The sequence below is a fragment of the Streptococcus parasanguinis genome (assembly GCF_016648855.1).
Taxonomy (GTDB): domain Bacteria; phylum Bacillota; class Bacilli; order Lactobacillales; family Streptococcaceae; genus Streptococcus; species Streptococcus parasanguinis_L.
The window spans coordinates 46,763-60,723 of the sequence record NZ_JACLQU010000011.1 but is presented as its reverse complement, the minus strand read 5'-3'; the positions used below and the strand labels follow the sequence as shown (position 1 = coordinate 60,723).

The following is a 13,961-nucleotide window of genomic DNA, read 5'->3' as shown; positions in this document are numbered from 1 at the left end:
ACAATTGACCTAAAGACTTTCTTGGCGTATACTGGTGGTAGATGGTATACGGTTATGGCGAAAGGAGTCGATCTTAATGAAAAAAATCATGTCTATAATGACCTTGGCAGTAGCCCTTTTCCTGACTGCTTGTAGCCAGCAAGAAAAAGCGACACAGACTTCGAGCAAACAGACGTCTGCTTCATCACAGACTGTGACGTCAGCGAGTGAAGAACAGAAAGAAGGGGTGTCCATAGATGGCAGTTATCGTGGACAGGACGAGGAAAATACGATCCTCTTGGTGGTGACGGGTCGAAAAGGCACGTTTACGGTGCAAGATGCTGATGGAGAAGAAGAGGCCAAAGAGGTTAGTATTGATCCGGTCAATCAATCCATGCGTATCGGAGATGAGCCTTATCGCTATCGGATCGAAGGAAATCAGTTGTCGCTAGAAGACTTGGAACAAGCAGAGGATGATCAAGGAATTATTGTCCTGACCAAGCAATAAGGGACGAGACAAGAGAGAGTGGGACAGAAATCGGTAATTCGTTAGAATTCGATTTCGTCGTCCTACCTCCGCAAAGTTGAGTAGGGTTGAAAAAGCTGACGAAATCAGCGTAGTAGAGCCCACTCAACCACTGCGTCTTGCTCGACAATCCAAAAATAATTGAGAGGCTAGGACTTTTGTCCCACTCTCTTTTTGTTTGTCTAGAAGGGGCTTGGTTGGTCGTTGCAACGGGTAAAAAGAATTGGTATACTAGTAGAAAGAAAAAAGGAGGATGCTGTGACCTTTAGAAAATTACGTCTATTAATGTCCAAATATGGATTTAGTATTTTGTTTATGGGCTTTGAACTATGGGCATCCTTTGCGGCCTTCTTCTGGCTCAATAGATGGTTCCCTCATTGGCTATCTGTTGCAGTCATTGGGCTCTTATATGTGTCGACAATCTTAGCTATTGTTAATCGAAATACCCCGCCTGAAAATAAGGTGACCTGGCTCTTGATTGCCGTCATTCCTGTCTTTGGATCGCTTTTATACCTCATGTTTGGAGAGCGACGTTTGTCCAAAAAGGAAATGATCCAGCTGAAAAATATGGAGTCCATGAAGTTTCGAGAGGACAATAGTCATCAGTTGCGTAAGGAGCTCAAGCAAGAAAGCAAGGCGGTTTATGGCTTGGTCAAGTCGATTTTATCCATGGATCACAATGCGGATCTCTACAATGGGACGGCATCAACCTTTTACCCTCTAGGGGAGGAGATGTATGAGCAACTACTAGAGGATCTGAGAGCGGCGAAAAAATTTATCTTCATCGAGTTTTACATCATTGATGAGGGCTTGATGTGGAACAGTATCCTAGAGATTTTAGAGCAGAAAGTGAAAGAGGGGGTCGAAGTCAAACTCCTTTATGACGACATCGGCTGTATGGCAACCTTGGCTGGGAACTATACCAAACGATTGCGAAAGATGGGGATTGATGCCCATAAGTTTAACAAGGTGATCCCCCGTCTAACAGTGGCTTATAACAACCGAGACCACCGTAAGATCTTGGTCATTGATGGCCAGATCGGCTATACGGGTGGTGTCAATTTGGCAGACGAGTACATCAACCACATTGAGCGGTTTGGTCACTGGAAGGACAGTGCCATTCGTTTAGATGGACGAGCTGTTAAGGCCTTAACGCGACTCTTCCTCATGAACTGGTACATCAACCGTGGGGAAATCGAGGATTTTGACCGCTACCATATTGAAAATAAGGCGGTCGAAGGAGAAGGGCTCTACATTCCCTATGGGAGTGGACCAAAACCGATTTACAAGTCGCAGGTTGGAAAGACAGTCTATCAAAATATGATTAACCAGGCGACGGATTACGTCTATATCACGACTCCTTACTTGATCATCGATTATGATTTGACAGAAGATATCCGCAATGCGGCCCTTCGTGGGGTGGATGTTCGCATCGTGACCCCGTATATTCCGGATAAAAAATTGATCCAAATCGTAACCCGTGGGGCATACTTGGATCTGATGGACGCTGGTGTGAAAATCTATGAGTACACACCTGGTTTTGTCCACAGTAAGCAAGTTCTTGCCGATGATGAAATGGCGGTTGTAGGGTCGATTAACTTTGATTACCGCAGTTTGGTCCATCACTATGAAAATGCTGTCTGGATGTATCGGACGCCTGCCTTGAAAAAGATTCGTGAGGACTTTGACCATATCTTTGAAGTGTCTCAAGAAATTACAGAGGATACCTTCCGCTTTACATGGCACCAAAGCTTAATCAAGGAAATTATGCAATTGTTCGCACCGATGTTGTAATAGGTGTGGGAATACAGAAGAAAGAGTCAGAAGCTGAGAGATCTGACTCTTTTTCCATAGGACTATGTGGCAAGAGGCTGACATGGTCGGCAGAATTTGGTATACTAGAGAAGATAATGGGCTTTTTTCTAAAAGGAAAGAGCAGAGGAATAGCGAAGAAAAGGAAAAAGAATGAGCGAAAAAGAGCAAGAAATGACTTCGAAAAAGTTAGGGCTTCACGTGGGAGACAGTTTTCAGGATACACGTGAAATTCGCGAAGTGCTAGATAAATCAGTCTTTCGTGAAGAAGAGCCGACTCATAGCCAGCAGGCAGAAGTCTTGGAGGAGCCGGTTGCAATGGAGGCATCAGAGGAAATTAGTGATGCCAAGCCAGAAGCAGTAGCAGAACCTACACAAGAATCTGAACAGGAAGCGGAGCAAACGCTCAGTCGGATGAGTCGTCGTTCGCGTAAGGCGGGAGTTGAAGCGGCAAAAGCGGAAGCATCTAAGGTAGAAGAGAATACGGAAGAGCTAGAAGCAGATGTGGCAGTTGAGCCGATCCGTCGTCAATCCAAGCGTCCAGTGCCCCTAGCGATTCCTTTTGTGTTGAGTCTCTTGATTAGTTTACTGCATGTCGGGGTGCCATTTTTAACCCGTTTTGCAACCAATCAACAATCTCAAAACTTGTATGCTGGCTGGGCAATGACCAAGGGTCAAGTACCGTTTGGTGATTTTTACGGAACCAATGGTCTGCTCTATTATGCAATCAACTGGTTGGGAAGTTTAGCTGGTGGACATTGGATCTTGATGATTCTCCAAGCGATTGCCCTCTTCTTTGCGGGTACTTACCTCTATCGGGTTGTGCGCTTGCTGGTGTCTGATAAAGATACAGCGAAGAATGTCCAGTTACTCTTTTATTTCTTGGTGTTAGGCCTTGGTTTTGGAGGGACTTATGTGACTCTCTTTAGCCTTCCAATCCTATTTGCCAGCATGAATTTCATTTTGGCTTATCTGATTGGACATCGTAAGGATGAAGGCTTTATCCTTTATGGTGCGATTGCAGCTGTGGCTTTCTTGATTGATCCGATGACCAGTGCCCTGTTTTATTTGTTGGCTTTCCTTGGATTAACAGCTTTTAATATCAAGCAGAAGAGATGGGCGCGTGGCTTTTATCAACTGCTAGCAGCTCTCCTTGGTTTTTCACTTGTCTTTTATCCAATTGGCTATATCACCGTTTTGAATCAGACTTTTGGCTATGCCATTAACCAAGTGACCTATGTCTTTAATGCCTTGAATTTTAGCAATGGACAGACCTTCAGTAATGCCATTTATTATGGACTATTGGCGCTCGCCTTTGGTCTGGTCTCTGCCTTTTTGATGTCCTTTACCAAGCAAAATAGCAGTGCTCGCCGGATCTTCCGCTTTATGGGATGGGCAGGTAGCTTGGTGGTCCTCATTGTGTCGATTGGTCTTCCTGAACAGGGAGCTTACCAATTGTTACCGATGTTGCCATTTGTTCTTCCTTTGTTTGCGATCTGGTTCTCACGAGATGGGGAAGAAAACGACGGGATTGAACGTCGTGGTCGGAAGAAGAAAAACAAGGAAGTTTGGGCCGCTTACTTTACGAGCCAAGTTTTCTTACCGCTAGTAGCCCTCGTCTATCTCTTGGCGAATCCAGTGGTTCAAGATGTCGTGCTTCAGTCTGGTCAATCCAGTGAACGGAGCGCTATTGCCAGCTACATTAAAAATCACACCAAGTCGAAAGATACCATTTATGCTTGGGATACGACAGCTACTCTCTATCAAGATAGCGATCGTTTGGCAGCTTCTGCCTTATTGACTCCGACGTCTTATCTGGGAATTAATGAAAATCGGACCAATGTGATCCAACAAATCGATCGGTCTGAACCTAAGTATATTGTGGTCAACAATCAGGTAGAGTTGACCTCCAATATGAAGGACTTGCTCAAAGAAAATTATCGTCTAGTTGAGAAGAAATACCGTCATTTCAAACTCTATCAACGCTCTTAAGAAAATCAATATCTTGTGTTTTAGAAAGTTTTTTAGAATTTTCACCACAAGATATTGATTTTTATTTTTGGAGTGGTATAATACAACTTGTATGTAAATAAATGAAGAGAGGCATGTTTGGTATGATCACCTTGAGAGAAGAAAAACTGAGAATGGCCCCGGATATTTTTGTTGAAAAACGAGATGGCCGCCGTGTTCAATTCGATGTTGAAAAAATTTATAAAGCCTTGTTGAAGGCGACAGAAGAAGTGACTTCTCTCACTCCAGTGATGGAAGCCAAACTAGAAGCTATTGTCGATCGTGTGATCGCAGAGATCTTGGAACGTTTTCCAAATGGCGTGAAGATCTATGAGATCCAAAACGTTGTTGAACATGAATTGCTTCAAGCCAACGAATATGCGATTGCTGAGAGCTATATTACTTATCGGACTCAGCGGGATTTTGAGCGCTCAAAAGCGACGGATATCAACTTTACGATTGGAAAACTCCTCAATAAGGACCAAGCCGTTGTCAATGAAAATGCTAATAAGGACAGTGATGTCTTTAATACGCAACGGGATTTGACGGCGGGGATTGTCGGTAAATCTATTGGTCTCAAAATGTTGCCTAAACACGTAGCCAATGCCCACCAAAAAGGGGATATTCACTACCATGATTTGGACTATAGCCCTTATACACCGATGACTAACTGCTGTTTGATCGATTTTGAAGGCATGCTCAGAAATGGCTTTAAGATTGGGAATGCAGAAGTAGAAAGTCCTAAGTCTATCCAAACTGCAACGGCTCAAATCTCGCAGATTATTGCCAATGTAGCTTCTAGTCAGTATGGGGGTTGCTCGGCTGACCGGATCGATGAAGTCTTGGCCCCTTATGCAGAAAAGAACTACCAAAAACACTTGGCAGATGCCAAAGAGTGGGTGCTTCCTGAAAAGCAAGAGGACTATGCTTGGAGCAAGACTCAAAAAGATATCTATGATGCCATGCAATCGCTGGAATATGAGATCAATACGCTCTTTACCTCGAACGGACAAACTCCCTTTACTTCGCTTGGTTTTGGTCTTGGGACCAATCGCTTCGAGCGGGAAATCCAAAAGGCGATTTTGGAAATCAGAATCAAGGGACTTGGATCGGAACATCGGACCGCTATCTTTCCAAAACTGATCTTTACCCTTAAGCGGGGTCTCAACCTAGAACCTGGAACTCCTAACTATGATATCAAGCAATTGGCCTTGGAATGTGCGACGAAGCGCATGTATCCGGACGTTTTGTCTTATGACAAGATTGTCGAATTAACAGGCTCCTTCAAGGTTCCGATGGGATGTCGCTCTTTCCTTCAAGGTTGGAAGGACGAGAATGGTGTGGAAGTTAATTCTGGCCGGATGAATCTAGGGGTTGTGACAGTCAATTTACCTCGGATTGCCTTGGAATCGGGCGGAGACAAGGAGAAGTTCTGGCAAATCTTTAATGAACGGATGAACATTGCTGAAGATGCCTTGGTTTACCGCGTGGAACGTACCAAAGAAGCGACACCAGCCAATGCGCCGATTCTCTACCAATATGGGGCTTTCGGGAAACGCTTGGGTAAATATGACCAGGTAGATCAGCTCTTCCGTCATCGCAGAGCGACCGTTTCTCTTGGCTATATCGGACTCTATGAAGTCGCAACCGTCTTTTATGGTCCAAATTGGGAACACAATTCAGAAGCCAAACAATTCACGATCGATATCATCAAGGATATGAAAGCGCGCGTGGAAGAATGGTCTGACCAGTATGATTACCACTTCTCTATCTATTCGACTCCGTCAGAAAGCTTGACAGACCGCTTCTGTCGCCTAGATACGGAGAAATTTGGTAAGGTTCCGGATATCACAGACAAGGAATACTACACCAATAGTTTCCACTACGATGTTCGTAAGAACCCAACGCCATTTGAAAAGTTGGATTTTGAAAAAGTTTATCCTGAAGCTGGAGCTTCTGGTGGCTTTATCCACTACTGTGAATACCCTGTGCTCCAACAAAATCCAAAAGCCCTTGAGGCGGTTTGGGATTATGCCTATGACCGGGTCGGTTATCTCGGTACCAATACGCCGATTGACCGTTGTTACAAGTGTGATTTTGAAGGAGATTTCACACCGACTGAGCGCGGATTTGCTTGTCCAAACTGTGGCAATAGCGATCCGAAAACGGTTGATGTAGTCAAACGGACCTGTGGTTATCTAGGAAACCCGCAAGCTCGTCCGATGGTCAATGGCCGTCATAAGGAAATCGCTGCGCGGGTCAAACACATGAATGGATCTACTATCAAATCAGCTGGACACCAAGTGACAGATTAGAAAAGGACATTATGGGAAAATACCAATTAGACGATAAGGGCAAGGCTCAGGTTCAACGATTCCACGAGAAGCATTCAAAGGGTGGAATCAATAAAAAAGACCGAGTAGCTAGCCTGAGAGAACAATTTTTAAATAAGAATAAGAAAAAGTGAGAGTCCGCTCTCACTTTTCTCTTATGGGGAGGTAAAGATGAAATTACGTAGACCAACTCTAGCGGATAAAGAAACTGTATTAGACATGATGGCAGAGTTTGAAGCGACCCGATCAGCTCACGACGGTGGCTTTTGGGATGCTGAGAACTTTGATTATGAGGAGTGGCTAGAAACTAACCTTAATAAAGAAATGGGAATAGGATTGCCTGAAAATCGCGTTCCATCAATTCAGTTCGTATTGTTTGATGAATCAGGCCATGCTTTAGGTTTTTTAAATTTACGGTTGAGACTAAATGAGGGATTGCTGAATTATGCTGGCCATATTGGCTACTCCATCCGTCCCTCTGAAAGAGGCAAGGGTTATGCCAAGGAAGCTCTCCGTCAAGGTCTGCGAGTTGCTAAGGAAAAGAACATCCATCGTGCTCTGGTGACATGTAGCACGGAAAATCCGGCCAGTCGAGCGGTTATCTTAGCTAATGGCGGTCAATTTGAAGATGTTCGAAATGGAACGGAGCGTTATTGGATAGAAGTGGAGTAGAAGGATGACATGGAATACACCTAAACCAGGCGAATGGAAGAGTGAGGAACTGAGTCAAGGGCGCATCATTGATTACAAGGCTTTTAACTTTGTCGATGGCGAAGGGGTGCGCAATTCGCTTTATGTTTCAGGTTGCATGTTTCACTGTGAGGGCTGTTACAATGTAGCGACCTGGTCTTTCAAGGCGGGTATTCCCTACACCAAAGAGTTGGAAGAACAGATCATGGCTGATCTGGCCCAACCTTATGTCCAGGGCTTGACCCTGCTTGGGGGGGAGCCATTCCTGAATACTGGAATTCTTTTGCCTCTCGTTAAACGCATTCGGAAAGAGTTGCCCGACAAAGACATTTGGTCTTGGACTGGCTACACTTGGGAAGAAATGATGCTAGAGACGCCAGACAAACTAGAGCTTCTCTCGCTGATTGATATTCTGGTTGATGGTCGCTATGATAAGAGCAAACGCAACCTCATGTTGCAGTTCCGAGGGTCTTCTAACCAGCGGATTATTGATGTTCAAAAATCCCTCAAAGAAGGAAAAGTCGTCATCTGGGACAAGCTCAATGATGGCAAGGAAAGTTTTGAGCAGGTCAAACGGGACGATCTTTTGTAGGATCCTCAAAAAAACCGGGTTTTTCACCCGGTTTTTTTGGATTCTCTGCATAAGTATACAAGGGATTTTGCTTGTTTTTGAAAACGCTTACTTTCCAAATGTCCATAATGGACAAAAAAGTGATAATTAATGCATTTTTTGCTAAAAATATGTTACAATAAACATGATTAGGACTAATTGGAGGTATTTATGTCACAAAGGAGACGGAGTCGTCGTTCAGAACATAAGTGGGGGCAATTGCGAATCATTAATTCCGTATTGCTTATTTTTTTGCTTATGACTGCAAGTTGGGCGACCTATACTATGTTGGCCAATAACATCTTGGCTTTTCGCTATGTCAATGTTCTCGTGATTGCACTACTAGCTCTTCTCTTGCTCTTATCAGCTTGGTTTGTGATCAAAAATCAGGCCAAAAAGACAACTTTGGTCTTGCTTCTTGTCGGCTTATTGGCTAGTTCGGGAGTTTTGTTTGCTAGTCAACAGCTGCTAAATCTGACCAGTAATGTCAACGGCCATTCTAACTATACAGAGTTTGAGATGGCTGTCTATGTCAAGAAAGATAGTGACATCAAAGACATCAAAGAAATCAAGGAAGTGGTGGCACCAAAGGGCAACAATAATGAAGCCAATCTCACGGCCCTCTTGGACAATATCAAAAAGACCAAGGGTCAGGAAATTTCTGTAGTGGATGCACCGACTTATCTAGATGCCTATAAGAGCCTGCAAGAAGGGAATGCTTCTGCCATGGTGCTCAACAGTACCTTTGAAGATACTATCGCTGCTGAAGATGCCGACTATGCGAAGAAGTTGAAGAAAATCTATTCCTACAAGATTCGAAAAGAAGTGGCAGCGACGAGCAAGGTGTCTGCCAATGCGGATGTCTTTAACATCTATGTCAGCGGGATCGATACCTATGGCCCAGTAACCTCGGTTTCTCGATCAGATGTCAATATCATCATGACCGTCAATCGGAAGACCAAGCAAGTTCTGTTGACAACGACGCCGCGGGATGCCTATGTACCGATTGCAGATGGTGGTAACAACCAAAATGATAAGTTGACCCATGCGGGGATCTACGGTGTGGATGCTTCCATTCATACCCTTGAGAATCTCTATGATATCAAGCTCAACTACTATGTTCGTCTCAATTTCACGTCCTTCCTCAAGTTGATTGACCTTCTAGGGGGGATCGATGTGGAAAATGACCAAGAATTCACGAGCCTGCACGGGAAGTTCCATTTCCCAGTAGGAAAGGTCCATTTGAATTCAGAGCAAGCGCTTGGTTTTGTCCGAGAACGCTACTCTCTTCAAGGTGGTGACAATGACCGTGGGAAAAACCAAGAAAAAGTCATTGCGGCCATTATCAAAAAGTTGACCTCTACTAAGGTCTTAAGCAACTACAATGAGATTATCGGGAACCTCCAAGATTCTGTCCAAACCAATATGCAGTTGCCAACTATGATGAACTTGATCAATACCCAGCTAGAAACGGGTGGCTCTTATGAGGTGACTTCACAAGCGATCACCGGTCAAGGGCGAAATGACTTGCCGTCTTATGCCATGCCTGGTTACAACCTCTATGTCATGGAGTTGGATCAAGCGAGCTTGACTAAGGCTAAGGAAACCATTCAAAAAGTAATGGAAGGAAAAGAAAAATGATTGATATCCACTCGCACATCGTCTTTGATGTGGATGATGGACCAAAGACAAGAGAAGATACGCGTACCTTATTGGAAGAAAGTTATCGCCAAGGGGTACGGACCATTATCTCCACTTCTCATCGTCGCAAGGGAATGTTTGAAACTCCCGAAGAAAAGATTTCTGAAAATTTTCAAGAAGTGAAAAAAATTGCGGCAGAGGTCGCACCAGATTTAACGATTCATTACGGGGCAGAGATCTACTTTACGAATGATGTCTTGAAAAAACTGGAAGAAAAGGTCATTCCACGTTTGGCTGAGACACGCTTTGCGCTGATTGAATTCAGTATGGGAACATCTTACAAGGAGATTCATACCGCCTTGGACCGTTTGCTCCATCTAGGTGTGACACCAGTGGTGGCCCATATCGAGCGCTACAAGTGCTTGGAGAAAAATGAGGAGCGTGTGCAAGAGATGATTGACATGGGCTGCTACATGCAGATCAATAGTTCCAGCGTTCTCAAACCTCGCCTCTTTGGGGATGAGCAAAAACAACTGAAAAAACGAGCTCGATACTTCTTAGAAAAAGACTTGGTGCACTTTGTGGCTAGTGATATGCACAATGTGGATAAACGACCGCCTTATATGGCAGAAGCCTATCGCTTGATCAAGGAAGAATACGGAGAACGACGAGCACAAGCTCTCTTTGTCGGCAATCAAGAACTCTTGTTAGCGGATGAATTAATCTAACCAGGAAACAGGTGGAGAGATCCACATGAAGGAGTAATTAGGAAATGAACAATCAAGAAAATCAAGCAGTGGAAATTGATGTTTTCGCTATGCTGAAGACCCTATGGAAACGCAAGTTTTCGATCGTTTTGGTCGCTCTTGTCTTTGCCATCGCAGCATTTGGCTATAGTGCCTTTTTAGCCAAGAAAGAATACCAAAGTACTAGCCGGATCTACGTGGTCAGTCGTCAAAACCAAGACAACAATGCCTTGACAAACTCTGATTTGCAGGCTGGTTCTTACTTGGTTAAGGACTACCGTGAGATCATTCTTTCTCAAAATGTCTTGAGCCAAGCCATCGAAGAATTGAAACTCGATATGACACCTGGTGAGTTGTCGAAAAAGATCAGTGTATCCGTTCCGACAGATACTCGTATCCTTTCGATCACGGCTAAGGATGGAAATCCAAAAGAAGCGGCCCGCATTGCCAATGGCCTTCGAAATGTAGCAGCTGAAAAGATCATCTCTGTGACCAAGGTGTCAGATGTTACGACTTTGGATGAAGCAGAAGTGCCTCAATCACCTTCTTCACCAAATATCCGACGCAATGTCCTTCTTGGCTTTATTGCTGGAGCAGGCCTTATGGTGGTTCTCATGGTCGTAGTAGAAGTCTTGGACGATCGTGTCAAGAGACCAGAGGATATCGAAGAATTGATGGGCTTCACCTTACTTGGTATTGTGCCAGATATTAAGAAACTGTAGACTGGGGATCGCATGAATACGTTAGAAATTTCAAAAAACAAATTACAAGAAATTCGGAAGGCAGAAGAGTACTTCAATGCCCTTGCGACGAATATCCAATTGAGTGGGGTGGACTTGAAAGTCATCGCCATCTCATCTGTTCAAGAAAATGAAGGAAAATCAACCACTTCAACCAACTTGGCCGTTGCCTTTGCGCGTGCGGGTTACAAGACCCTTTTGGTCGACTGTGATATCCGGAACTCTGTCATGACAGGGATTTTCCGTAGCCGGGATAAGATTCAAGGGTTGACCGACTTCTTATCTGGTCGTAGCCAATTGGACCAAATCTTGTATGCGACTGATTTTCCAAACTTGGATATCATCGAGTCTGGACAGGTAGCACCAAACCCAACGGGTCTCTTGCAAAGCAAGAACTTCACTGTGATGATGGATGCCCTACGTGAGCATTTTGACTATATCATTGTCGATACTCCTCCAATTGGGGTCGTGATTGATGCGGCCATTATTGCTCAACGCTGTGATGGAACTGTCTTGATCACAGAATCTGGGGCCAATGGACGCAAGGCTGTCCAAAAAGCTAAAGACCAATTAGAACAAACAGGCACCCCTTTCTTGGGAGTAGTGCTCAATAAATTTAACATTAAAGCTGCTGAGTATGGTTCGTATGGAGGATACGGAGCCTACGGAGAGTATGGGAAAAAGTAAAGAATAGGATTGAGGGAAAATGGGAGAAGAAAGAATCGAACTGGAAAAACTAAATATTGTTCTCTTTCAAAGTTTAGCTGTCCTATTTTCGGCTTACATTGTGAGTCTTTTTAAGGATGCAGAATACACATCACAGACGATCGCCATTCTCTATCTCTTACATTTTGTAGCCTTCTACATTAGCAATATTGCCTATCGTTTTTATAGCAGGGGTTACCTGGATGAGCTCTTTCAGGTCTTGAAATACAATGTGTTTTTCGCTGTTGGGATCACCTTTACCTCTTTTATGCTCGATGGGGTCTTTTCCATCTCTCGTCGGGGGATGATCTACTTCTTTCTTTTGAATACTTTTTCTGTCTATGTCATGGATCTCTTGCTGAAGAGATACCGGAAGTCTGTTTCCCCACGGCGGAAAAGCTCGAGAAAGATTTTCCTGATCACAGCGACCAGTCGGATGGAAAAAGTGTTTGATATTCTGCATTCGCCCAGCCTTTATCATGGAGAACTAATCGGTGTCACTGTCATGGACGATACGGATTTTGCTCATTCAGGTGTACGGGTGGTGCAGCCAGATCAAATGATGAACTTTGTGACCAAGGAAGTGGTGGATGAAGTGTTTATCAATCTGCCAAGTGAGGACTACAATATTAGTGACTTGGTCTCGGAGTTTGAGAGTATGGGGATCGATGTATCGGTCAATCTCAATGCCTTTAACTTCGCGTCCTTAGGTAATAAACGGGTTCGAGAAGTCGGAGGACTAAGTGTCGTTACTTTCTCAACCAATTTCTACAAGCCGAGTCACGTGTTTGCTAAACGTCTCTTAGACATTGCAGGAGCCCTCTTTGGTCTCTTGATTTGTGGACTAGTGAGTATCGTCTTAGTCCCTCTGATTCGTAAGGATGGCGGACCTGCCTTCTTTGTACAAAAACGGGTCGGAAAGAACGGACGGTATTTCAACTTCTATAAATTCCGCTCCATGCGTGTGGATGCCGAAGAAATTAAGAAAGATCTCATGGCACAAAATACCATGACAGGTGGCATGTTCAAGATGGAAAATGATCCGCGGGTAACGCCAATCGGACGCTTTATCCGTAAGACCAGTCTCGATGAATTGCCACAATTTTACAATGTTCTGATCGGTGATATGAGTCTGGTCGGGACTCGTCCCCCAACGGTTGACGAATACCAAGAATATACGCCAGCCCAAAAACGCCGACTCAGCTTCAAACCAGGTATTACCGGACTTTGGCAAGTGAGCGGACGCAGTGAAATCAAGGATTTTGACGAAGTGGTCAAACTGGACGTTGCGTACATGGATGATTGGACGATCTGGAGAGATATTCAGATCTTGCTCAAGACCGTGAAGGTTGTACTTAGAAAAGAAGGAGCGAAGTAGCCTGTGAGTAAAGTTAGACAGATTCAATTAGGAGAATTATCCTTACTAGAAAAGTATATTGAAATTTGCAGAAAACACAATCTTCGATACTATGCTTTAGGGGGCACTTTATTGGGAGCCATTCGTCACAAAGGCTTTATCCCTTGGGATGACGATATGGATTTGGGCATGCCTAGAAAAGACTATGAAAAGTTTCTGGAAATTTGCCAAAACGAATTACCAAGCAATGTCATCTTGAGAATCCATGATGATAATTTAGGCAATACCTCTATCATGGATACTTCCCTTCAAATTGAATTTGGTGGGGTTGTGTGTAGTCCTTTTATCGATGTGTTTCCTTTAGATGGTTACCCATCAGATGGTTTCCACTATTTCTTGCACACCAATAAAATCAAGTATTACCGTGCCCTTTCAAAAATATCTGTCATCAATCGATTGCACAATCGCGACCGAGGCTTCTTTGAAAATTCAATTGTGAAGGTTTCTAAGATCCTTCACTTGGACAAATTATTAAATACAGAAAAAATCAATCAGAAATTACAGAATACGATTAAACGCTATGACTTTGAGACAAGTGCTCTTGTCGGAAATGTCTTAGGATCCTATCGCGAGAGAGAATTGGCCTACAAAGAGGTATTTGGGGAGCCACAACTCCTTGATTTTGAAACCATTAAAATCAGTGGTCATGCTGATCCGGATGCTTATCTGACAAAAATTTATGGCGATTATATGAAGTTGCCTGAAGAATCAGAGCAAAAAGGTCACTTTGAATCAACTTGGGGAGAATAAGC

General features: G+C 43.9%; 13 protein-coding genes. All 13 read left to right on the top strand.

Translation table 11 applies throughout. The features are described 5' to 3' along the window. Positions 1 to 76 precede the first annotated feature (76 nt). The gene (locus H7T92_RS07590; RefSeq protein ID WP_049515005.1) at positions 77 to 487 is read left to right on the top strand and encodes an SP_0198 family lipoprotein; all 411 of its coding nucleotides are present in this window, start codon (positions 77 to 79) and stop codon (positions 485 to 487) included. A gap of 276 nt (positions 488 to 763) precedes the next feature. Next, a complete protein-coding gene (gene cls / locus H7T92_RS07585) occupies positions 764 to 2,299 on the top strand; it encodes a cardiolipin synthase (protein ID WP_049515846.1) in 1,536 nt (511 codons plus the stop codon). A 171-nt stretch (positions 2,300 to 2,470) separates the two neighbouring features. Next, positions 2,471 to 4,309 (top strand): MFS transporter, encoded by a 1,839-nt coding sequence (locus H7T92_RS07580; RefSeq protein WP_201037442.1) that lies wholly within the window; start codon positions 2,471 to 2,473, stop codon positions 4,307 to 4,309. 122 nt (positions 4,310 to 4,431) lie between these two features. After that, positions 4,432 to 6,642, top strand: a complete 2,211-nt coding sequence (gene nrdD, locus H7T92_RS07575) for an anaerobic ribonucleoside-triphosphate reductase (protein WP_118396785.1) — start codon at positions 4,432 to 4,434, stop codon at positions 6,640 to 6,642. 11 nt (positions 6,643 to 6,653) lie between these two features. Next, the gene (locus H7T92_RS07570) at positions 6,654 to 6,794 is read left to right on the top strand and encodes a hypothetical protein (RefSeq protein ID WP_003002079.1); all 141 of its coding nucleotides are present in this window, start codon (positions 6,654 to 6,656) and stop codon (positions 6,792 to 6,794) included. 37 nt (positions 6,795 to 6,831) lie between these two features. Further along, positions 6,832 to 7,332, top strand: coding sequence for a GNAT family N-acetyltransferase (locus H7T92_RS07565; protein WP_201037441.1), 501 nt, complete (start codon positions 6,832 to 6,834; stop codon positions 7,330 to 7,332). A gap of 4 nt (positions 7,333 to 7,336) precedes the next feature. Then, the gene (nrdG, locus tag H7T92_RS07560) at positions 7,337 to 7,942 is read left to right on the top strand and encodes an anaerobic ribonucleoside-triphosphate reductase activating protein (RefSeq protein ID WP_201037440.1); all 606 of its coding nucleotides are present in this window, start codon (positions 7,337 to 7,339) and stop codon (positions 7,940 to 7,942) included. Between the two features lie 189 nt (positions 7,943 to 8,131). Next, entirely contained in the window at positions 8,132 to 9,601 is a 1,470-nt protein-coding gene (cpsA, locus tag H7T92_RS07555) for an LCP family glycopolymer transferase CpsA (RefSeq protein WP_024055170.1), read from the top strand. Further along, on the top strand, positions 9,598 to 10,329 hold the full coding sequence (gene cps4B / locus H7T92_RS07550; protein WP_201037439.1) for a capsular polysaccharide biosynthesis protein Cps4B: 732 nt from the start codon (positions 9,598 to 9,600) through the stop codon (positions 10,327 to 10,329). Before cpsA ends, cps4B begins: the two co-directional genes overlap by 4 nt. Positions 10,330 to 10,373: 44 nt before the next feature. After that, positions 10,374 to 11,069, top strand: a complete 696-nt coding sequence (locus H7T92_RS07545; RefSeq protein WP_201037438.1) for a Wzz/FepE/Etk N-terminal domain-containing protein — start codon at positions 10,374 to 10,376, stop codon at positions 11,067 to 11,069. A 12-nt stretch (positions 11,070 to 11,081) separates the two neighbouring features. Continuing rightward, complete coding sequence (locus H7T92_RS07540) at positions 11,082 to 11,774, top strand: tyrosine-protein kinase (RefSeq protein WP_201037437.1); 693 nt, start codon at positions 11,082 to 11,084, stop codon at positions 11,772 to 11,774. A 19-nt stretch (positions 11,775 to 11,793) separates the two neighbouring features. Beyond that, entirely contained in the window at positions 11,794 to 13,170 is a 1,377-nt protein-coding gene (locus H7T92_RS07535) for a sugar transferase (RefSeq protein WP_201037436.1), read from the top strand. Positions 13,171 to 13,173: 3 nt separating this feature from the next. Continuing rightward, a complete protein-coding gene (locus tag H7T92_RS07530; RefSeq protein ID WP_201037435.1) occupies positions 13,174 to 13,959 on the top strand; it encodes a LicD family protein in 786 nt (261 codons plus the stop codon). The last annotated feature ends 2 nt before the right edge of the window (positions 13,960 to 13,961 follow it).